Raw genomic sequence first — 20,717 nt, forward strand, 5'->3', positions numbered from 1 at the left:
GCCCAGTACGAGGCACTACACGCAATGACCCACCCGGTCACCCCAACCCTGGAAACCAGCTAATCCAGTCTCCACCAAACCCGGGGCTTGACACCCGGCTCGGGCTTGTCGGGCTGGGGCTGGGCGGCGACGCAGTGTGGTGTTCCGCGACGGCGAGCCGCCCGCATCGAGTTATCCACAACTTGGCACGCTTGTGGACAACTAGGCTCGTGGCACGGTTTTGTCGGGGTCGGCCGGTAGAATGGACATGGGCGCGCCCCCCTGAGGCGGGCGGGGGCTGTCTGGCGGGCGGGGGCTGTCTGGCGGGCGGGGGCTGTCTGGCGGGCGGGGGCTGTCTGGCGGGCGGGGGCTGTCTGGCGGGCGGGGGCTGTCTGGCGGGCGGGGGCTGTCTGTCGGGCGGGGGCTGTCCGCAGCTCCAAGAGCCCCTCGAACCGCACCGATCACGGCCTCACCCGCGGGCCTGCTCGCACCACTCCACCGCACCCCATCCCTCCTGCTCACCAGGGTTGAAAAGCCCCGGGAAGGTACCGGAGTAGGGGACTGGACATCCCTCGTTAGGCTTGTTCGCGTGTGTGGAATCGTGGGATATGTCGGACACCGGCCGGCGTTGGACGTGGTGCTGGGTGGCCTGCGGAGGATGGAGTACCGCGGCTACGACTCGGCCGGGGTGGCGGTGCTGGACGGCGCCGGCGCTCTGAAGGTCGAGCGCAAGGCGGGCAGGCTCGCCAACCTGGAGGCGCAGCTCGACACCGTGGGCAGGGACGGCTTCACCGGCACCGCCGGCATGGGCCACACCCGCTGGGCGACACACGGCGCGCCCGTGGATCGCAACTCGCACCCGCACCAGGACGTCACCAAGAAGGTGGCCGTGGTGCACAACGGCATCATCGAGAACTTCGCGGCGCTGCGGGCGGAGCTCGAGGCCGACGGCGTCGAGATGGCGAGTGACACCGACACCGAGACCGCGGCCCACCTCGTGGCCCGGGCGTACAACAGCGGCGACACCAAGAGCGACTTCGCCGCCAGTGTCGCCGCCGTGTGCCGGCGGCTGGAGGGTGCGTTCACGCTGGTCGTGACGCACGCCGATGAGCCGGACACCATCGTGGCGGCCCGCCGGTCCTCCCCGCTGGTGGTCGGAGTGGGCGAGGGCGAGACCTTCGTCGCGTCCGATGTCGCGGCGTTCATCGAGCACACGCGTGAGGCCGTGGAGCTGGGGCAGGACCAGCTGGTGGTCATCACGCGCGACGGCTACGAGGTCACCGACTTCCACGGCGACGCCGCGCAGGCCAAGCCGTTCACCGTCGACTGGGACCTGAGCGCCGCCGAGAAGGGCGGCCACGAATACTTCATGCTCAAGGAGATCGACGAGCAGCCCGAGGCCCTCGCGAACACGCTGCGCGGGCACTTCGAGGCCGGCCGGATCATCCTCGACGAGCAGCGCATCTCCGACCAGGACCTGCGCGACGTCGACAAGGTCTTCGTCGTCGCCTGTGGGTCCGCGTACCACTCGGGCCTGGTGGCCAAGTACGCGATCGAGCACTGGACGCGCCTGCCGGTCGAGGTGGAGCTGGCGTCCGAGTTCCGCTACCGCGACCCGGTCCTCGACCGCGACACGCTCGTGGTCGCCGTGTCGCAGTCCGGGGAGACGGCCGACACGCTCGAAGCCGTCCGGCACGCGCGGGAACAGAAGGCCCGTGTGCTGGCCGTCTGCAACACCAACGGCGCCCAGATCCCCCGCGAGTCCGACGCCGTGCTCTACACGCACGCCGGCCCCGAGATCGGCGTCGCCTCCACCAAGGCGTTCCTGGCGCAGATCGCCGCCAACTACCTCGTGGGCCTGGCGCTCGCGCAGGCGCGCGGCACGAAGTACCCCGACGAGGTCGCCCGCGAGTTCGCCGAGCTGGAGGCCATGCCGGCCGCCGTGCAAAAAGTACTGTCCACTGTGGACCAGGTGCGCGACCTCGGCCGCCGGATCGCCGACTCGAAGGCGGTGCTGTTCCTCGGCCGCCACGTCGGGTTCCCGGTCGCCCTCGAGGGCGCGCTGAAGCTCAAGGAACTGGCCTACATGCACGCCGAGGGCTTCGCCGCCGGCGAGCTCAAGCACGGTCCGATCGCGCTGGTCGAGGAAGGCCTGCCGATCGTCGTGGTCATGCCGTCGCCGAAGGGCCGCGCGGTGCTGCACTCGAAGCTCGTGTCGAACATCAGCGAGATCCAGGCCCGCGGCGCCCGCACCATCGTGATCGCCGAGGAGGGCGACGAGGCGGTGCGGCCGTTCGCCGACGAGCTGATCGAGATTCCCGCCGTGCCCACGCTGCTGCAGCCGTTGGTCTCCACCGTGCCGCTGCAGGTGCTGGCCGCGGAGATCGCTCGCGCCCGTGGGTACGACGTCGACAAGCCGCGTAACCTGGCGAAGTCCGTCACCGTCGAGTAACCGCGGAGGGCCCGGGAGTGCAGGGAATCTGGACCACGGAACGGATTCGCGAGGCGGAGGGCAAACTGTTCGCCGTCACCCCCGACGGCGAACTGATGCGCCGGGCGTCGTTCGGCCTCGCCACGCACCTCGCGGGGTTCCTGGCCGAACGCACCGGCGGCGTCGCCGGCCGACGGGTCGTGCTGCTCGTCGGCTCCGGCGACAACGGTGGCGACGCCCTGTGGGCCGGCGCGTTCCTGCGCCGGCGCAGCGTCGCCGTCACGGCCGTGGTGCTGAATTCCGAGAAGGCGCACGCCAAGGGACTGGCCGCGTTCACGAAGGCCGGTGGCCGCGTGGTGCCTGCCGACGACGGTCCACAGTGGATCGCCAAGGCCGATGTCGTGGTCGACGGCATCGTCGGCATCTCCGGCAAAGGCCCGCTCAGGCCCGACGCGGCGAGCCTCGTCGACAAGGCGGAAGCACCCATCGTCGCCGTCGACCTCCCCAGCGGCGTCGACCCCGACACCGGCGCCACCGACGGCCCCCACGTCACCGCGGCGCTCACCGTCACCTTCGGCGCCCCCAAACCCGTTCACGCGCTCGCGCCCCAGCACTGCGGCGACATCGTGCTCGTCGACATCGGTCTGCGCCCCGAGCTCGGCGAGCCCGACCTGCAACGCCTGGAGCTCGCCGACCTCGCCGACCTCTGGCCCATCCCCGGACCGGGCGACGACAAGTACACCCAGGGCGTGGTCGGCATCGCCGCCGGCTCGGCGACCTACCCGGGCGCGGCCGTGCTCGCGTCGGGTTCCGCTGTGCACGCCACCGCCGGCATGGTCCGCTACGCCGGCCCGGCCGCCGACGTGGTCCGCTCACGCTGGCCCGAGATCGTGGCGACGGGCTCGGTCACCGACGCCGGCCGCGTGCAGGCCTGGGTCGTCGGCCCGGGCATCGGCACCGGCGGCGAAGGCCGTGATGTGCTGCGCCACATCCTCGGCCAGGGCGTGCCCGTGTGCGCCGACGCCGACGCCACCACGATCATCGCGCAGCACCCCGACGTCCTCGACGCCCGCGACCCCGAGACCCCGCTCGTGCTCACACCCCACGCCGGCGAGTACGAACGCCTCATGGGCACCCGCCCCGGCGCCGACCGCGTGCAAGCCGCCCGCGACGCGGCACGCAAGTACCACGCCGTCGTGCTGCTCAAGGGCTACACCACCGTGATCGCCGCCCCCGACGGCCGCGTCGCCGTGAACACCCCGCGCGGCTCCTGGCTCGCCACGGCGGGCTCCGGCGACGTGCTCACCGGCCTCGTCGGGTCGCTGCTCGCCGCCGGGCGCGACCCGTGGCTCGCTGCCGCCGCGGGCGCGCAGCTGCACTCGCTCGCCGGGGCGCTGGCCGCCGACGGCGTGCCCACCTCGGCGTCCGGCCTGGTCGACGCCATCCCGGGTGCGTTGAAGCTCGTCCGAGGGGCCACCGGCAACGCAGACGTAGAAGTTATCGAGTTACCCGTTAACTAACGCGATAAAATCTGGTAAGAACGACGGCGTGAGCACTGACGCCCCCGATCAGGTGACCCCTAACCGGGTCGACGACGGGGTGTGCCATGCCTAGGACCCGCCCTTCCGACGCGGCCGTCGAACAGCGGCGCCAGGACATCCTCGACCACGTCATCGAGCACGGCGGGGCGCGCATCGACGACCTCACCGCCCGCTTCGGCGTGAGCCTCATGACGATGCACCGCGACCTCGACGACCTGGCCGAACGCCGGCTCCTGCGCAAGCTGCGCGGCAAGGTCGAGGCCTACCCGGCGCTCACGATGGAGACCGCCAGCCGCTTCACGCTGCACTCCGCCGAGAAGGAAGCGCTCGCCGAAGCCGCCGTGAAGCACGTCGAGCCCGGCCAGACGGTGTTCGTGGACGACTCCACCACGCTGTTCCCCCTGGTCGAGCGCCTGGCGGAGATCGGGAACCTCACCGTGATCACCAACTCGCTGCGGGCCGCGCAGCTGCTCGGCGAGGGCGTGAACGTCGTCGTCACCGGCGGCCGCTACCACGCCGAGTACGACTCCTGCTCCGGTCCCGACGTGCTGGCGCTGCTGGAACGCACCCGCGCCGACATCGCGTTCGTGTCCGTGAGCGCCGTCGCCGTCGGGCGCCTGTTCCACCCCGTGCAGGACTACGCCGAGCTCAAGAAGGCCGCGCTGCGCGCCGCGAACCGCAACGTGCTCGTGCTCGACCACTCGAAGTTCGGCCGCACCGCGACCTTCGCCCACGGTGACATCGGCGACTACGACCTCCTCATCACCAGCGAGATCACGCCGACCGAGGAGATCGAGGCGGCGCTCAACGCCGGCACGGCCGTGGAGACAGTGGAGCACGTCGAGGAGGGGCAGCCCTATGACAGCTGAGCTGGTGGCCGGGATCGACTCGTCGACCCAGTCGACGAAGGTCGTGGTGTGCGACGCCCGCACGGGTGCCGTCGTGCGCACCGGCCGCGCGCCGCACCCCGACGGCACCGAGGTGGACCCCGCGGCCTGGTGGCAGGCGTTCGGCGAGGCCACCCATGGCGTGCTCGACGGCGTCAAGGCCCTCGGCATCGGTGGTCAGCAGCACGGCATGGTGACCGTCGACGAAAACGGTGAGGTGGTTCGCCCCGCCCTGCTCTGGAACGACACGCGATCCGCGCAGGCCGCCCAGGACCTCACCGAGGAACTGGGCGGTCCCGGTGTGTGGGCCAAGTCCGTGGGCTCGGTGCCGGTCGCGAGCTTCACCGTCACCAAGCTGCGCTGGCTCGCCGAGCACGAACCGGCCAACGCCGACCGTGTCGCGCGTGTGCTGTTGCCGCACGACTGGCTCACCTGGCGCCTGCTCGGCAAGCCCGAGCAAGCCGTGACCGACCGCGGTGACGCGTCGGGCACCGGCTACTTCTCGCCGACCGAGAACGCCTACCGCGTCGACGTCCTGGCCCACGCGTTCGGCGGCCGCACCCCCGAGCTGCCGACCGTGCTCGGCCCCGCCGATGTCGCCGGGCACACGGCGGAAGGCCTCCTCGTCTCCGCGGGCACCGGCGACAACATGGCCGCCGCGCTGGCCCTGGAGCTCGCGCCCGGCGACGCCGTGATCTCCATCGGCACCAGCGGCACCGTGTTCGGCGTGACCGAGACCGGCTCGGCCGACGCGAGCGGCCTGGTCGCCGGGTTCGCCGACGCCACCGGCCGCTTCCTGCCGCTCACCGCCGCCCTCAACGCGGCCCGCGTGCTCACGGCGGGCGCCGCGATGCTGGGCGTCGACCTCGCCGAGTTCGACCGCCTCGCGCTCACCGCCGAACCGGGTGCCGGCGGCCTCACGCTCCTGCCGTACCTCGACGGCGAACGCACCCCCAACCTGCCGGGCGCCACCGGTTCGCTCCACGGCTTGACCAGGGCGAACATGACGTCGGAGAACCTCGCGCGGGCCACCGTCGAGGGCATGCTGTGCGGCCTGGCCGCCGGCCTCGACGCCGTGCGCGCGCAGGGCATGGACGTGCGCCGCGTGCTGCTCATCGGCGGCGGCGCGCAGTCGGCGGCCGTGCGGGCCGTGGCGCCGATCGTGTTCGGTGTGCCCGTGGTGATCCCCGAGACCGGCGAGTACGTCGCCCTCGGCGCCGCCCGGCAGGCCGCCTGGGCGCTGGCCGGCACCGCAGAGCCACCCGCGTGGGTGGCCGAAGGACCTGGAAACGGGCTCGTGCTGGACGAGCCGGCCGAGGCGCAGCGCGCCGCGGGCAAGGAGATCCAGCGACGTCACCTCGAGGCGCGCGAAGCCGCGCACGGGGTCCCCGCGAAGTTCGGAGAGGACTGACCCATGGCCACCATCACCTACGACAAGGCGACCCGGCGCTACGCCGGCACCGATCGGCCTGCCGTCGACGCGCTCGAGCTGGAGATCGCCGACGGCGAGTTCCTCGTGCTGGTCGGCCCGTCGGGCTCGGGCAAGTCGACCGCGCTGCGCATGCTCGCGGGCCTCGAAGACGTCGACGAGGGCTCGATCTGGATCGGCGACCGCGACGTGACGCAGCTGCCGCCGCGTTCGCGTGACATCGCGATGGTGTTCCAGAACTACGCGCTGTACCCGCACATGACGGTGGCGCAGAACATGGGCTTCGCGCTGAAGATCGCGGGCCGCCCGGCGTCGGAGATCAAGCAGAAGGTGCTCGAAGCCGCGAAGCTGCTGGACATCGAGCAGTACCTCGACCGCAAGCCGAAGGCGCTTTCCGGTGGTCAGCGCCAGCGTGTTGCCATGGGCCGCGCGATCGTGCGTGAGCCGCAGGTGTTCCTCATGGACGAGCCGCTGTCCAACCTGGACGCCAAGCTGCGCGTGTCCACGCGCACGCAGATCGCCGCGCTGCAGCGCCGCCTGGGCGTCACCACCGTGTACGTGACCCACGACCAGGTCGAGGCCATGACGATGGGTGACCGCGTGGCCGTGCTCTCCGACGGTCTGCTGCAGCAGTGCGACACCCCGCGCGCGCTGTACGACCACCCGGCCAACGTGTTCGTCGCCGGCTTCATCGGCTCGCCCGCCATGAACCTCGTCTCGGCGAAGCTCACCGCAGACGGTGCCGAGATCGGTGGCGCGAGCGTCCCGCTCACGTCGGCGATCCGCTCGGCCGCCGACGGCGACACCGTGACGCTGGGCTTCCGCCCGGAGTCGCTCGAAGCCACCACGGACACCAACGGCACGCTGCCGATCAAGGTCGACCTGGTCGAGGAGCTCGGCTCCGACGCGTTCGTCTACGGCAAGCTCGCCGGCGGCGCCGGCGAACTGGCCGCCGAGGGCGCTTCGAAGAACGTCGTCGTGCGCGTGGACCCGCGCCAGACCCCGGCCATGGGCGACACCCTGCACCTGCGGATCCGTCCCGACGAGCTGCACGTGTTCTCCGGCACCACCGGGCTGCGCCTGCCCTGACGGATGCGCGTGGGAAACTGGTGGCCGTTATGACTGCCAGTTTCCCGCGCGCGGAGGTCGTGATCGACCTCGACGCCGTGCGCCACAACGTCGCTCTGCTGGCCGGCCGTGCTGCCGGTTCGGCGGTGATGGCCGTGGTCAAGGCCGACGCGTACGGCCACGGTGCGGTGCCCGTCGCCCGCGCCGCGGTGGAGGCGGGCGCGACCTGGCTCGGCACGTGCTCGCTGGGTGAGGCCCTGGACCTGCGCCGCGCCGGGCTGTCGGTGCGGCTGTTCAGCTGGCTCGACGTGCCGGAGGTCGACTTCGGGCCCGGCATCCTCGCCGACGTCGACCTCGGTGTGAGCTCGGTCGACGAGCTGCGGCGCATCGCCGCGGCCGCTGGGCAGGTCGGGCGGCGGGCGCGCGTGCACCTGAAGATCGACACGGGCTTGTCCCGCAACGGTTGTCAGCCCGCCGGCTGGCCGGCGTTGGTCTCCGAGGCCGCTGCTTCGTCCGACGTGGACGTGGTCGCCGTGTGGTCGCACCTGGCGTGCGCCGACGAGCCGGGCCACCCGTCGATCGACCTGCAGGCCAAGCGGTTCGCCGACGCGTACGACGTCGCGCGTGCCGCAGGCCTGGACCCGATGCGGCACCTGGCCAACTCCGCGGCCGTGCTCACGCGGCCCGACTTGCACTTCGACCTCGTGCGGCCCGGCATCGCGATGTACGGCCTCAACCCCGTGCCGCAGCACGAAGACCTGCGGCCGGCCATGACGTTCCGCGCGGCCGTCGCGCTCACCAAACGCCTGCCCGCCGGCGAGTCCGTCTCCTATGGACACACGTGGACGGCTGTGCGCGACACCACGGTTGCGCTCGTGCCGGCGGGGTATGCCGACGGGGTGCCGCGCTCGCTGTCCGGCCGGATGGACGTGTGGCTGGGTGGCCGGCGCCGGGAGGTCGTCGGGCGGGTGTGCATGGATCAGCTCGTGGTCGCCTGCGGCGACGACGCCCCGGCCGTGGGCGACGAAGTGGTGTTGTTCGGCGCCGGCGGCTCGGGTGAGCCAACCGCGCGTGAATGGGCCGACAAGCTGGGCACGATCGACTACGAGATCGTCACGTCGATGTACCGCCCGCGCGTGCGGCGCCGGTACGTGGGGGAGCGGCCGTGAGCCCGTCGGCTCGGTTGTGGGCGATCGTCGGCGGGCTCGGCGCGGTCGCCACCGGTACGGCCGCCGCGGCGCTGGTCGCGGCGCAGCAACGCAGGCAGAGTGAGGACCAGTACGTGGACGAGCCGCTGGGCGAGCTGAAGCCCGACCGCACGTCCACGGTCGCGGCGGAGGACGGCACGCCGCTGTCGGTCGAGGAGATCGACCCCGAGGACGGCGGCGAACCCGAGCTGACGCTGGTCGGCGTGCACGGGTTCGCGTTGTCCCGCAAGTCCTGGCACTTCCAGCGCCAGGCGGTCGCGGCGCTGAAGCTGCCGCGGGTGCGGCAGGTCTACTACGACCACCGCAGCCACGGCCTCTCCGGCGCGGCGACGGCGGAGACCAGCACGATCGAGCAGCTCGCGCACGACCTCGACAGCGTGCTGCGCGCCATGGTGCCCGAGGGCCCGATCGTCCTCATGGGACATTCCATGGGCGGCATGGTGATCATGGAGCTCGCTTCGCAGCGGCCCGAACTCTTCGAGGACCGGGTGTGCGGCGTCGTGTTCATCGCCACGGCCGCGGGGGAGGTCGGGGCGCGCGGGCTGCCGCGTTCGCTGCTGTCGAAGTACAACCCGCTCACGCGCGGCGTCGGCAACCTCGCGGGCTGGCAGCCGGGGCTCGTGGAGTTCGTGCGCGCGGCCGGCGGCCAGCTCGAACGCCAGGCCGTGCGGCGGCTCGCGTTCGGCAGCCGTGACGTGTCGCCGCGGCTGGTGGACTTCATGCTGTCGATGCTCGCCGTGACGCCGGTGCGGGGCCTGGTGAACTTCGTCGACACGCTCGGCAGCCACAACCGCTACGCCGCACTGGCCGGCCTCAAGCACACCCAGGTCCTGGTCATCGGCGGCGACTCCGACCGGTTCACACCGGTCTCCCACGCCGAGCGCATCGCGGCCGAACTGCCCGAGGCCGAGCTCGTGCGCGTGCGCGGCGCGGGCCACATGGTGCAGCTCGAACAGCCCGACCTCGTCACGGGGCGGCTCATCGACCTTCTGCAGCGCTGTTCCGGAAGCGCTGCCCCGAACCGGCGGAACTGGTGGTGGACACGGTGATCTTCGAGACCCCCGACGACACGATGGCCTTCGGCCGGTCGCTGGGCGCGGCGCTGCGCGCGGGCGACCTGGTGCTGCTGGCGGGCCCCCTCGGCGCCGGCAAGACCACCCTCATGCGCGGCATCGCCGACGGCCTGGGCGTCGGCGGCCGCGTCAGCTCCCCGACGTTCGTGCTGGCCCGCGTCCACGCCCCCGGCCCCTCCGGCGTCCCCCTGATCCACGTCGACGCCTACCGCCTCGGCGGCGACCTCGCCCAGCTCGACGACCTCGACCTCGACACGGACCTCGAACGCTCCGCCGTAGTGGTGGAGTGGGGCGAGGGTTCGGCTGAACGTTTGTCGGCCGACTACCTCGTGGTGCGGATGTCGCGCCGGGATGATGATGTGCGGGAAGTTTCGTTGGAGCCGCACGGCAGCTGGGTTTCCCGCACGCCATCGCTGGTGATTCCGACGGCTTAGCTCCGGCCACCTCGCCACACCGCCGTCGCTGGCCCGCCAGGACGACAGACCCGCGCTGGACGTCTTTCGCCACGGCACGTTGCCGGGTTTCGCGGCATCCGCGGCTGCCCTGTGTGGCAAGTGTCGGTGTGGTTGGCAAGCCTCTGCGCTGGATGGCTTCTTGCCGGTGTGCCCGGCAAGCTGCCGGGCGGTTGGCGATTCCGTTCGGCAAGCTGCCCGCGTTGTGGCACCCGCGGTCCCTGCGCGGCAAGCCTCGCCGTCGAGCGGCATCTTGCCAAAGCCGATGGCAAGCCGGCGGCAGCTGGGCAAAACGACCGGAAGCCCTCCAGCCCCCTGTCGCCGCCGGATCAGGGTTCCACGATTCCCCGCGCCAATCCGAGCTCCACCAGGTCCTGCGGCCGCAACCGCAGCTGGTCGGCCGTTGCCGGGACGTCCGTCATCGGGCGCTTGAGGATGGCCGCGGCCGCTTCCGGTGAGGTGACGGAGAAGTACGCATCCGGAGCGATCCACGTGTCCTCCGGAGCCGCGAAAGCCAGCGCCCCGCCCGAGCCGCCCTCGCCGATGACCAGCGTGGTGACCGGGACCGCCGCCTCGGCGATGGCCTCGAACAACGACGCGATCGCCGGACCCACGCCACCCTCCTCGGCGGAGGCGTCGTTGGCCGCCCCGGGCGTGTCCACGAGCGTCAGGACCGGGATACCCAGCCGGGAGGCCAGACGCACCAGACGGGCCGCCGTGCGGAAGCCCGCCGGACGCGTGGCGGTGCCGCACTGCGCGGCGAAGGCCACCGAGCGGCCCTCACGCAGGCCGAAGCCGCAAAGCACGCCCTCGTCGACCGCGCCCGTGCGGTCGCCCCGGAGCGTTTCGAAATAGTCGAAGTACGCGTCCACGTACGAAGCGGCGCGGGGGCGGCGCGACGACCGGGCCGCGCGGACGGCCTCCCACCCCGTCGAGGGCAGCGGCACCGCACGCAACGCGGCCGGAGGAGGCGCCGGCGAAGCGGAACCGGAGGTCAGCAGCACCAGCCAACGCTCCAGCGCCGCCCCCAGCGAAGACAGCGAAACCAGCTGGTCGACCTGCCCCCACTCGTACTTCGCCTCGACCGTGTAGGCCTCCGAAGGCGACGTCGCCGGCCGTACGCGGGAGCCCGCGAAACCCACCTGCGCCAGCGGCAACCCGAGTACGACGTCGGCGCTCGAGCCCAGCGTCGCCCAGCCGCCGCCGGTCGTCGGGTCGCGCAGGACCGAAATCTGCGCCACGCCGGCCGCCCGCGCGGCCGCCGAAGCGCGCGCGATGCGTTGCAGCTGCGACAACGCGCGCATGCCGTGCTGCATCCGCGAGCCACCCGTGGCGATCAGTGACACCACCGGCAGCCGACGCGACCGCGCCAGGGAAAACGCCGCCTCGACCCGGTCCCCGGTGCGCCGCCCGATCGACCCGCCGAGGAAGCCGAACTCCCACGCCACCAGCACCGCGGGCGTCGCACCCACCAGCGCTTCGCCGACGACCACCGACTCCGTCTCACCGGTCCGTTCCGCAGCCGCCGCGTAGGCCGACGAGTAGCCGGGCCAGCCGAGGGGATCGTCAGGATCGTCCACTGAGGACAGTTCCGTGAACCCCGTCGACACCTTCGCGATGACCTCGCGGGCCGAGGGCCTCACCCCAGCGCTCGCTTCAGGATCTTGCCCATGTCGTTGCGGGGCAACGCATCCAGGTACCGCACGACCCGTGGCCGCTTGTGCGGCGCCAGCAGCTTCGACACGTGATCCGCCAGCTCCTCAGCCGAAGGCCGAGAGCCCGCAGGCACCACCCAGGCCACGATGCGCTCCCCGAGATCGTCGTCGGGCTCACCCGTCACGGCCGCCTCGGCGACCCCCGGGTGCTCCAGCAGCGCGTTCTCGATCTCCCCGGCGCCGATCTTGTACCCGCCGCTCTTGATCAGGTCGGTGGCCTTGCGGCCGACGATCTTCACGTACCCGTCGGCGTCACGCGTCGCCATGTCACCGGTGCGGAACCAGCCGTCCACGAAAACGGAGGCCGTCGCGTCGGGCCGGTTGAGGTACTCGGTGAACAGGTTCGAGCCGCGCACCTGGATCTCGCCGACGGTCTCCAGCTCGGTGATCTCGGCGCCCGTCTCGTCGACCAGCCGCAGTGAAACACCCGCCAGCGGCACGCCGACCGTGCCCGGTTTGCGCTCGCCGTCGGCGCGGACGCTGGTGTTCATCAGCGTCTCGGTCATGCCGTAACGCTCCACGACCTGCTGCCCGGTCGCGGCCGTGATGCGCTGATGGTCGTGCACGGGCAGCGCCGCCGACCCGGACACCAGCAGCCGGGCGCCGCGCAACGCCGAAGCCAGCGCCTGATCCGAGGCCACCGTTTCCGCGATCCGGTGGTACATCGTCGGGACGCCGAACATCATGGTCGCGCCGTCCGTGAGCTCCCGCGCGACGCCCTCGGTCGAGAACCGCCCGAGGTGGCGCACCGAGCCGCCGCGGCGCAGCGGGCCGAGAATGCCGAGGATCAGGCCGTGCACGTGGAACAGCGGCAGCCCGTGGACCAGCACGTCGTCGGCTGTCCACCCCCACGCGTCTTCCAGCGCGTCGAGCGTCGACGCGATCGCGCGCCGGGGGAGCACCACGCCCTTCGGTGGCCCGGTGGTGCCGGAGGTGTAAACGACGAACGCGGGCGCCTCGGCGTCGGGCTCGCCGTCAGGAACCGACCCCGTCCCGGTGAGGGGAACGTCACGACGCTCGATCCCCGCCAGGCCGGAAGGCAGCGTGACGCCGGGCTCGGCCAGCACCAGCGCGGGTGAGCTGTCGGAGAGGATGTGAGCGAGCTCGCGCTCCCCGATTTTCGGGTTCAACGGCACCACGGGCACCCCGGCGAGCAGCGCGCCGACCACGGCGACGCTGGTGTGCAGCGTCGGCGTCGCCCACACCGCGACGCGGCCCGGCGGCAGATCGCCCGCGAGCGCACCGGCGACCATGCCCAGCTCGGCGTAGGTGAGCGCCTGGTCGCCGAAGCGCAACGCCACCTTCGGCGAACCGGCGGTGATCGCGGGGAACAGCGGATCGGGCACGGTGAGGACCTCCTGCGGCGCGGCGTCGGCGGGCGTCTCAACGGCACCGTACCGCGCCGTGACCTCGGCCACCTGCGATGCGATTCACACGCTCGAAGGGTTGCCCGCGCGGCCCGCCAGCCTGGCCCTCCGGGGGTGGACGTAAGCTGGGAAACCGTGCTGGTACTGGCGATCGATACTTCAACCCCGGCCGTGACCGCGGGCATCGTCGCCGTGGACGAGGCGGAACTGACCACCCGGGCCGACCGCGTCACGGTCGACCCGCGAGCCCACGGCGAGCTCATCACGCCCCACGCCCTGGCCGCTGCCGAGGCGGCGGGGGTGACCCTGCGCGACCTCGACGCGATCGTGTGCGGCGTCGGCCCCGGTCCGTTCACGGGCCTGCGCGCCGGCATGGCCACGGCCGCCGCGTACGGCCACGCGCTCGACATCCCCGTGTACCCCGTGGGCAGCCTCGACGCCATCGCCGCCGAGGTCGTGCGCACCGACAAGCCGTTCCTGGTGCTCACCGACGCCCGCCGCCGCGAGGTGTACTGGGCCGAGTACGACGCCACCGGCGCCCGCGTGAGCGGTCCCCACGTGCAGCGCCCCGCCGAGGTCGAGACCACCGCCCGCGTCGCCGCCGGTGACGGTGCGCTGCTGTACGCCGACGCGATCGGTGTCGTGCCCATCGAGCCGCGCTTCCCGTCGCCTGCCGGGCTGGTCCGCGTCGCCCGCGAAGCTCTGCTCGCCGGCGCGCAGCCGGAGCCGCTGACGCCGCTGTACCTGCGCCGTCCCGACGCCGTCGAGCCCGCGGCTCGCAAGCGGGTGACCTCGCCGTGAAGCTCGACCGCCTGCGCCGCAGCGACGCGAAGCGCTGCGCGGAGCTCGAGCAGGTGCTCTTCCCCGGCGACGACCCGTGGAGCGCCCGCGCGTTCCACTCGGAGCTGGACCAGGGCCACTTCTACCTCGCCGCCCGCTCCGACGACGACACCGAGCTGCTCGGTTACGGCGGTTTGGCCGTGATGGGCCGCCGCGGTGAGTACGAGGCGGAGATCCACACCATCGGCGTGATGCCCGAGGCCCAGGGCCAGGGCATCGGCAAGGCTCTGCTGCGCGCCCTGCTGGACCACGCCGACGAGGTGTCGGCCCCGGTGTTCCTCGAGGTGCGCACCGACAACGACACGGCTGTCGGACTGTACGAACAACACGGTTTCGAGAAGCTCGGCATCCGGAAGCGCTACTACCAGCCTTCCGGGGCCGACGCGTTCACCATGGCCCGCCCGGCGCGGACCCCGGCACGAGACGAGGTGGCCGGCTGATGTCGCGCGTCATCATGGGTATCGAGAGCTCCTGCGACGAGACCGGTGTCGGCCTCGTCCGCCTGCACGAAGACGGCACGGTCGAGCTGCTCGCCGACGAGGTGGCCTCCAGCGTCGAGCAGCACGCGCGCTTCGGCGGTGTGGTGCCCGAGGTCGCCAGCCGTGCGCACCTCGAAGCGATGGTGCCCACGGCCGAGCGGGCGTTCGCCACGGCGGGGCTGAAGCTGTCCGATGTGGACGCCATCGCCGTGACCGCGGGCCCCGGCCTGGCGGGTGCGCTGCTGGTGGGTGTCTCGGCGGCGAAGGCCTACGCCTCCGCGCTCGACGTGCCGCTCTACGGCGTGAACCACCTGGCCGGCCACATCGCCGTGGACACGCTGCAGCACGGGCCGTTGCCCTCGCCGGTGCTCGCGCTGCTGGTGTCCGGTGGGCACACGCAGCTGCTGCGGGTGGACGACATCGCGTCGAAGATCACCGAGATCGGGTCCACTGTGGACGACGCCGCCGGCGAGGCCTACGACAAGGTCGCCCGCGTGCTGGACCTGCCGTACCCGGGCGGGCCGCCGATCGACAAGGCGGCGAAGCTCGGCAACCCGTCGGCCATCGCGTTCCCGCGCGGCATGACGGGTCCGCGGGACGCCAAGTTCGACTTTTCCTTCTCCGGCTTGAAAACGGCCGTGGCCCGGTGGGTGGAGAACGTGGAGCGCGGTGGTGGCGCGGTGCCGGTGAACGACGTCGCGGCCTCGTTCCAGGAGGCCGTGGCCGACGTGTTGACGGCGAAAGCGGTGAAGGCAGCGAAGGAACAGGGGATCGGCACGATCGTGATCTCCGGTGGTGTCGCGGCGAACTCGCGGCTTTCCGAGCTGGCCGCCGAACGCTGTGCCGCGGCGGGCATCGAGCTGCGCGTGCCGCGCCCGCGCCTGTGCACGGACAACGGCGCGATGATCGCGGCGCTCGGCGCCCACGTCGTCGCGGCCGGGCGGCCGACGGCGCCGTGGGAGTTCTCGGCCACGCCCGGCCTTTCGGTCGAGATCGTGTCGCTCTAGCCGCGGGCTTCCTCCAAAGCGGTCTCCACGCCCAGCAGGCGTTCGATCGCGTCGGTGGCTTTCTCGGCGGCGTGCCCGTCGCCGTACGGGTTCGGGGTGGCCGCGGGGCAGAGACGGCCGGCCAGCAGCTGCGTTGCGGTGCCGGTGATCTTCGCCGGGTCGGTGCCCACGAGCCACGCGCAGCCCGCGTCGACGGCCTCGGCGCGTTCCGTGACCTCACGCAGCACCAGCACGGGCGTGCCGAACGTCGGCGCTTCTTCCTGGATGCCACCGGAATCCGTGAGCACCAGCGACGCGAGCCGCAGCGCGCGCACGAGGTCCGGGTACTCCAGCGGTTCGGTGATCGTCACGCGCTCGACGCCACCGAGGGCCGCCCGCACCTGCGCCCGCACCGCCGGGTTCGGGTGCACGGGGAACAGGACCTGCACGTCGGGATGGGTTTCGACGATCTCCCTCACGGCCGCGAGTGCGCGGTCCAGTGGCTCACCCCACGACTCGCGGCGGTGCGAGGTCACCAGCACCAGCCGTTCGCCGGCCTCGGCGATCTCCATCTCCAGCAACGCGAGCGCGGGATCGTGCGCGGGCAGGTCGCGCGCCGTGATCGCCAGCACCGCGTCGACCACGGTGTTGCCGGTCAGCACGATCTTCTCGGCGGCAACACCTTCCGAACGCAACGCTTTCGCAGCCGCCTCCGTCGGCGCCAGGTGCACCGCGGCGATCCGCGCCACCATCTGCCGCGTGCCTTCCTCGGGGAACGGCGCGCTCAAGTCGTTCGTCCGCAGCCCGGCCTCCAGGTGCACCACCGGAATGCCCAGCCAGAACGCCGCAAGTGCCCCCGCCAGCCCCGTCGTGGTGTCGCCCTGGACGACCACGGCCGCCGGCCTCAGGGCGCGCAGCATCTCGTCGAGCGCGGGCAGCAGCCCGCTCACGAGCTCGGCCTGCGTGCCGCTCACGCGCGCCGGCACGTCGAGCCACGCGTCCACGGTCAGGTCGAACGGCTCCAGCGCCTGCTCGACCATGCCCTGGTGCTGTCCGCTGTGCACCAGCACGGGCCGCACCCCGGGCCGCCCCTCCAGCGCCACGACCAGCGGCGCCAGCTTCACAGCCTCCGGCCGGGTGCCGGCCAGCAACATCACGTCCACGTGTCCCACACTTTCGAGTGTCCCGGAAACACCGGCCCGCCGACGGTCGTGCGGGCGGCCGGCTTTTTACCAATGCGGCCAAAAGTAGGCCGACCCCCACGTGGCACGTATCCGGTGCTGCGAAGCCATTCGGCCGTGGCTGTGGTCGGAAAGGTAGCGATCGGCGCAGTGACGCGTCCCACGACTGTCGCTTGTGGTCGGTCGGATTTCTTGTGGTGGCCCACCGCAGGCCGTGGGCCACCGGAACCCCGGTGGCCCACGGACACTGCTAGTCGCTCGTGCGAGCGAACCGCCGGTTGCGGCGGTGGGCGGCGATCACCGCGACGGTCCCGAGGACCACGAGGAGCCCGCCGATCGTGAGCCACCAGCCGACGTCGGCGCCGGTGTAGGCGAGGGTGCCCACGCCGCCGCCGGCGACGCCGACGCCCGCACCTGGCATCTTGTACATCAGTTGCTCACCCCGGACCGATCAGGCGACCGAGCGGCGACGGGTGAACCGCAGGCCGACCGGCACGGCGACGGCCGCGAGCACACCGAGGCCCACCCACAGGCCGGCGCCCGACGCGAGCGGCATCGGCGGCGCGGCCGGGCCGCAGGTCGCCGACGACACGATCACGTCACCGCTGCCCAGGGCACCGACGACACCGCCGAGCAGCTTCAGGTGCAGGGCGTTGACCGTGAGGCTGCCGTCCTTGTTCTTGATCTGCTCGTTGAGGATCAGCGTCGCCACGTTGACCGGGCCGAGACCAACCTTGATCTGCGTGTTCGGGGCCGGGGTGGAGTCGACGTCGCCGACACTGCCCAGGTCCGCGCCGACCAGCGTGGAGCTGCCCTTGACGCCTTCCTGGGTCGCGGTGCAGACGGCCTCGACGGCTTTGATCCCGACGTTGCCCAGCGCCGCCTTCAGCAGCGGCAGCCCGACGTCGGCGGTGCTCGCCTTCGCCGTGACCGCGCCCGAGTTCTCGTCCCGGACGGCCGAGGTGTTGATGACCCCGGCGGTGAGGATGCCCTTGGCGTCGGCGCTGACGGTGCTGTTGCTCGTCGGGCCGTTGGTGTTCGCCGCCGCCAGCGGGCCGAGCTTCACGGCGGATGCGCCGAGCAGCTTCACGTCGATGTTCACGCCGTAGGCGGAGCCGTCACCGGGCGCCGCCGACGCCGGGACGGCCCCGGCGAGAGCGATGCTCGCCACCACAGCGGCGAGCATCCCGCCTCGTCGCAAGAGGTGTTTCTTCACTGGTCCTCCGATTTTTGTCAGGCGAGCCGCTGCACGGACGAATCCCGCTGAACAAGAGTCGGCACGCGGATCGAATATCGGTGGTACCGCCGAAAATGGCACACAATTTTGGCGAGACCACCGTATCGGGTGGTTTCTGGTAAGTGACTTCCCACGTCGGTGCAGTAGCCACCCGAACGGCCTAGCAAGGTTCTCTCGATTTGTGCCGAAGGGCGCTGGGAGATCCCTGAGAAGAGGGATACCCGTCGATAGTTCCGGCACTCGTGTCCTACGCTGCTGCCGGGGTCCGCCGTTCTTCCGAAGGTTTCCGGCTGAGAGGGTCGTCGTGGCAGTAACGAACACACCTGTGTCCCCCGTCTCCCGGTTTCCGCTGCGTATGGCGGTTCTCGGCGTGGTTGCGGTGGGCGTCGCCCTCGTGCTCGTCGAGCGGGTCTACCGTGAGCTGGAAGTGCAACTCGCCGGCGTGATACTGAGGGTGATCACCTCATCGGGTGTTTATGTGGCCAGCAGCCGCGAATCTGTGTACTTCGGGTTGACCGGTGCTACTCCGTTCGGGTTGAGAATGACCCCAGAATGCTCTTCTGTATTCCTGCTGCTGCCACTTCTGTTGGTGACCGCCGTGCTCCTTTACTTCCGTCCGCAGAATGCGCGCAGGCTCTTTCTCTCGCTAGGAATTGCCGCGATCGCCGTCATTCTCGTCAATCAGTTACGAATCCTCACCATCGTCGGTCTCGTCCACGTGCTGGGCACCGACGAGGGGTACTACTGGGGCCACACGCTGCTCGGCTCGATGGTCAGCGTGCTCGGCGGCGCGGTGTCGCTCGTGCTGTTCGTGTGGCTCGCGACGCGCAGGACGAAGGCCGAGAAGGCGGCCGCCGCGTGAACGACACCGGCTTCAAGGTCCTGCTCTCGATCACGCAGGCGTTCGCGCTGACGATGAGCGTGGCCTTCATCGTCTACGTCGCAGTGATCGTGGTGCCCTACCTGCGCCGCAAACCCGCGCCGGTGGGGGATCCCGCCGCGTTCGCGTGGCACTTCTTCGTGCCGTGCCGCGACGAGGAAGCCGTGATCCGCGAGACCGTGAAGTACCTGCGCACCACCTTCCGCCGCGCGCACGTGTGGGTCGTCGACGACGACTCCGACGACCGCACGGCCCGCGTCGTCCGTTCGGTCTGGCGGCGCAACGGCGGCTACGACGCCAACCTGCACCTCGTGGAACGCCGCCGCCCCGAGGCCCGCACCGGCAAGGGCGACGCGCTCAACGCCGCCTACCGTGAGCTCAACGACTGGCTGGAGCCCGGCACCGACCGTTCCCGGGTGGTCGTGGTGGTCGTCGACGCCGACGGCCGCCCCGCCCCCAACTGCCTGGAGGTCTGCGCCGCCGACCACCTCTTCGGCGAGGAGAAGATCGGCGCGGTGCAGCTCGACGTGCGCATGAGCAACGTGCGCACCCGCCCGCCGGGGCGCACCTGGTTCGCGCGCGCGTTCGGCCTCAAGCTCGCGCAGCTGCAGGACCTGGAGTTCCGCACGGCCATCGCCGCCATCCAGACCTCCCGCGGCTTCACCGGCACGATCTCCATGGGCGGCAACGGCCAGTTCACCCGCCTCGCCGCACTCGACTCCATCGCCGGCGACACCGCGCAGCCCTGGCGCGGCTCCCTGCTGGAAGACTTCGAGCTCGGCGTCCACCTGCTCACCGCCGGCTGGCGCACGGGTTTCACGCCGGATTCCCACGTCGCGCAGGAGGGCCTGTACAGCTTGCGGCGCTTCCTCGTGCAGCGAACCCGTTGGGGCCAGGGCACCATGCAGTGCTCGCGCTACCTGCGGCGCATCTGGGACTCGCCGCACGTGTCCACCCTGGGTGCCGCGGAGATGATGTACTACCTGGCCCAGCCGTGGATGCAGCTGCTCGGCTCCCTGCTCTACCCGGTGCCGTTCATCCTCCTGCTGGCCTCCACCGCCGGTGATCCGGCGCAGGTCTGGACCTGGTTCACCGGGGGCGCTTGGATCCTCTTCGCCATCTACGGCTCGTTCGGCCTGCTGCCCTTCATCGTGTGGGGCCCGATCTACCAGATGAAATGCCTGGGCAGCAAGAACATCTTCCGCGGTCTCGGCATGGGCTTGCTGTACGCGGCGTACATCTACACCTTCTACATCACGTCGTGGCGCGCCGTGACGCGTCTGATCCGCCGGCGCAACGGCTGGTCGAAGACGCGCCGCAACACCGAGGTGGCCGCCGGTGTGAAGGTCGCCCTGGACAGCTGAACGCAGCAGAAGGGCCCCTCCTGCTCGCGCGGGAGGGGCCCTTCTGCGGTCTCAGATAGCCGGCTTCAGCACCACGTCGTCGAGGTTCACGTACTCGACCCGGTGTCCGAACTGGACTTCCACGTACTTCATCTTCCCGCGCACCACCACGTGCTGCGACACGTCGAACGTCGTCGCCGAGTAGTACTCCGACGGCACCACGCCGCCGACGCTGTACTTCTGACCCGCGGCGAACGTGTAGGGCATGGGCGCCAGTGTTTGCACCGTGAGGTTCGCCGGATAGGCCGACGCCTCCGGGAAAGCCCGCCCGTACACGGGGATCGTCGCCTTGCCGGGCTTCGGCGTGGCCACGAGGCCGCTCGCCGGCACGACGGTGTTGCTCGGCAGCCAGCCCTTCTGACCCAGGTACCAGATCGCCGTCCAGCCGCCCTGGCGCCCGGCCACGGCGTACTGCTGGCCGGTGGCCACGCGGCTGCCGACGTCGGAGACGTCCATTGTGGATGGACCGGTGCCGTGCAGCCCGACGTCCGCCAGCAGGGGAGACGCGGCGTCCGGTGCGGTGTGCAGCCCGGCGACCCGTGCGCCGCGCGCGGCGCACGG

Annotated in this window: 18 protein-coding genes and 1 pseudogene; 13 read left to right on the plus strand and 6 right to left on the minus strand. The window is 71.5% G+C overall.

Features of this window, described 5'->3' with window-relative positions; translation table 11 throughout:
* The first annotated feature begins 568 nt into the window (after positions 1–568).
* The 8 genes from glmS to tsaE all read left to right on the plus strand — a co-directional run bounded on the left by glmS (position 569) and on the right by tsaE (position 10,050).
* Positions 569–2,431, plus strand: a complete 1,863-nt coding sequence (glmS, locus tag ACWEOE_RS41085; protein ID WP_452019093.1) for a glutamine--fructose-6-phosphate transaminase (isomerizing) — start codon at positions 569–571, stop codon at positions 2,429–2,431.
* Positions 2,432–2,448: 17 nt separating this feature from the next.
* Positions 2,449–3,930, plus strand: coding sequence for an NAD(P)H-hydrate dehydratase (locus ACWEOE_RS41090; protein ID WP_452019095.1), 1,482 nt, complete (start codon positions 2,449–2,451; stop codon positions 3,928–3,930).
* An 86-nt stretch (positions 3,931–4,016) separates the two neighbouring features.
* A complete protein-coding gene (locus tag ACWEOE_RS41095) occupies positions 4,017–4,820 on the plus strand; it encodes a DeoR/GlpR family DNA-binding transcription regulator (protein WP_452019097.1) in 804 nt (267 codons plus the stop codon).
* Complete coding sequence (gene xylB, locus ACWEOE_RS41100; RefSeq protein ID WP_452019099.1) at positions 4,810–6,249, plus strand: xylulokinase; 1,440 nt, start codon at positions 4,810–4,812, stop codon at positions 6,247–6,249. Before ACWEOE_RS41095 ends, xylB begins: the two co-directional genes overlap by 11 nt.
* 3 nt (positions 6,250–6,252) lie before the next feature.
* Entirely contained in the window at positions 6,253–7,356 is a 1,104-nt protein-coding gene (locus tag ACWEOE_RS41105; RefSeq protein WP_452019101.1) for an ABC transporter ATP-binding protein, read from the plus strand.
* Between the two features lie 29 nt (positions 7,357–7,385).
* Complete coding sequence (alr, locus tag ACWEOE_RS41110; RefSeq protein ID WP_452019103.1) at positions 7,386–8,504, plus strand: alanine racemase; 1,119 nt, start codon at positions 7,386–7,388, stop codon at positions 8,502–8,504.
* Positions 8,501–9,592, plus strand: coding sequence for an alpha/beta fold hydrolase (locus tag ACWEOE_RS41115; protein WP_452019105.1), 1,092 nt, complete (start codon positions 8,501–8,503; stop codon positions 9,590–9,592). Before alr ends, ACWEOE_RS41115 begins: the two co-directional genes overlap by 4 nt.
* Entirely contained in the window at positions 9,580–10,050 is a 471-nt protein-coding gene (tsaE, locus tag ACWEOE_RS41120; RefSeq protein ID WP_452019107.1) for a tRNA (adenosine(37)-N6)-threonylcarbamoyltransferase complex ATPase subunit type 1 TsaE, read from the plus strand. Before ACWEOE_RS41115 ends, tsaE begins: the two co-directional genes overlap by 13 nt.
* Before the next feature lie 347 nt (positions 10,051–10,397).
* On the opposite strand, the gene ACWEOE_RS41125 is transcribed toward tsaE, so the two are convergent.
* Together ACWEOE_RS41125 and ACWEOE_RS41130 are read right to left on the minus strand one after the other, a co-directional pair.
* Positions 10,398–11,711: a carboxyl transferase domain-containing protein gene (locus ACWEOE_RS41125; RefSeq protein WP_452019109.1), complete on the minus strand. Its 1,314-nt coding sequence runs from the start codon at positions 11,709–11,711 to the stop codon at positions 10,398–10,400.
* On the minus strand, positions 11,708–13,129 hold the full coding sequence (locus ACWEOE_RS41130; RefSeq protein ID WP_452019122.1) for an acyl-CoA synthetase: 1,422 nt from the start codon (positions 13,127–13,129) through the stop codon (positions 11,708–11,710). Before ACWEOE_RS41130 ends, ACWEOE_RS41125 begins: the two co-directional genes overlap by 4 nt.
* Before the next feature lie 156 nt (positions 13,130–13,285).
* Here ACWEOE_RS41130 and tsaB point away from each other — a divergent pair, with 156 nt between their 5' ends.
* The 3 genes from tsaB to tsaD are packed head-to-tail and all read left to right on the plus strand — an operon-like array spanning position 13,286 to position 15,476.
* On the plus strand, positions 13,286–13,951 hold the full coding sequence (gene tsaB, locus ACWEOE_RS41135; RefSeq protein WP_452019111.1) for a tRNA (adenosine(37)-N6)-threonylcarbamoyltransferase complex dimerization subunit type 1 TsaB: 666 nt from the start codon (positions 13,286–13,288) through the stop codon (positions 13,949–13,951).
* On the plus strand, positions 13,948–14,430 hold the full coding sequence (gene rimI / locus ACWEOE_RS41140) for a ribosomal protein S18-alanine N-acetyltransferase (RefSeq protein ID WP_452019113.1): 483 nt from the start codon (positions 13,948–13,950) through the stop codon (positions 14,428–14,430). The genes tsaB and rimI overlap by 4 nt, the downstream gene beginning before the upstream one ends.
* Positions 14,430–15,476 carry a tRNA (adenosine(37)-N6)-threonylcarbamoyltransferase complex transferase subunit TsaD gene (gene tsaD / locus ACWEOE_RS41145; protein ID WP_452019115.1) on the plus strand — a complete coding sequence of 349 codons (1,047 nt, stop codon included), beginning with the start codon at positions 14,430–14,432 and terminating at the stop codon, positions 15,474–15,476. The genes rimI and tsaD overlap by 1 nt, the downstream gene beginning before the upstream one ends.
* On the opposite strand, the gene wecB is transcribed toward tsaD, so the two are convergent.
* From wecB to ACWEOE_RS41160, 3 genes are all read right to left on the minus strand, one after another.
* A complete protein-coding gene (gene wecB, locus ACWEOE_RS41150) occupies positions 15,473–16,618 on the minus strand; it encodes a non-hydrolyzing UDP-N-acetylglucosamine 2-epimerase (protein WP_452019123.1) in 1,146 nt (381 codons plus the stop codon). The genes tsaD and wecB overlap by 4 nt on opposite strands.
* A 268-nt stretch (positions 16,619–16,886) precedes the next feature.
* A complete protein-coding gene (locus ACWEOE_RS41155; RefSeq protein ID WP_452019117.1) occupies positions 16,887–17,066 on the minus strand; it encodes an LPXTG cell wall anchor domain-containing protein in 180 nt (59 codons plus the stop codon).
* A 21-nt stretch (positions 17,067–17,087) separates the two neighbouring features.
* Positions 17,088–17,822 carry a choice-of-anchor P family protein gene (locus ACWEOE_RS41160; RefSeq protein ID WP_452019118.1) on the minus strand — a complete coding sequence of 245 codons (735 nt, stop codon included), beginning with the start codon at positions 17,820–17,822 and terminating at the stop codon, positions 17,088–17,090.
* Between the two features lie 376 nt (positions 17,823–18,198).
* Between ACWEOE_RS41160 and xrtP the strand changes: the two genes are divergently transcribed.
* Positions 18,199–18,735, plus strand: coding sequence for an exosortase P (gene xrtP / locus ACWEOE_RS41165; protein ID WP_452019120.1), 537 nt, complete (start codon positions 18,199–18,201; stop codon positions 18,733–18,735).
* Positions 18,736–18,788: 53 nt separating this feature from the next.
* The gene (locus ACWEOE_RS41170; RefSeq protein WP_452019125.1) at positions 18,789–20,117 is read left to right on the plus strand and encodes a glycosyltransferase family 2 protein; all 1,329 of its coding nucleotides are present in this window, start codon (positions 18,789–18,791) and stop codon (positions 20,115–20,117) included.
* Positions 20,118–20,168: 51 nt separating this feature from the next.
* Here the strand turns inward: ACWEOE_RS41170 and ACWEOE_RS41175 are convergent.
* Positions 20,169–20,717, minus strand: a pseudogene (locus ACWEOE_RS41175) (N-acetylmuramoyl-L-alanine amidase); the annotation flags it as partial.

The sequence above is a fragment of the Amycolatopsis sp. NPDC004368 genome (assembly GCF_053602515.1).

What these genes read in the sequence shown, in the direction of transcription:
- ACWEOE_RS41160 (WP_452019118.1), bottom strand. Translation starts at nt 17,822, where the DNA reads ATGCTCGCCGCTGTGGTGGCGAGCATCGCTCTCGCCGGGGCCGTCCCG.
- alr (WP_452019103.1), top strand. Translation starts at nt 7,386, where the DNA reads ATGACTGCCAGTTTCCCGCGCGCGGAGGTCGTGATCGACCTCGACGCC.
- tsaD (WP_452019115.1), top strand. Translation starts at nt 14,430, where the DNA reads ATGTCGCGCGTCATCATGGGTATCGAGAGCTCCTGCGACGAGACCGGT.
- xylB (WP_452019099.1), top strand. Translation starts at nt 4,810, where the DNA reads ATGACAGCTGAGCTGGTGGCCGGGATCGACTCGTCGACCCAGTCGACG.
- ACWEOE_RS41095 (WP_452019097.1), top strand. Translation starts at nt 4,017, where the DNA reads ATGCCTAGGACCCGCCCTTCCGACGCGGCCGTCGAACAGCGGCGCCAG.
- ACWEOE_RS41155 (WP_452019117.1), bottom strand. Translation starts at nt 17,066, where the DNA reads ATGTACAAGATGCCAGGTGCGGGCGTCGGCGTCGCCGGCGGCGGCGTG.
- ACWEOE_RS41105 (WP_452019101.1), top strand. Translation starts at nt 6,253, where the DNA reads ATGGCCACCATCACCTACGACAAGGCGACCCGGCGCTACGCCGGCACC.
- ACWEOE_RS41170 (WP_452019125.1), top strand. Translation starts at nt 18,789, where the DNA reads ATGAGCGTGGCCTTCATCGTCTACGTCGCAGTGATCGTGGTGCCCTAC.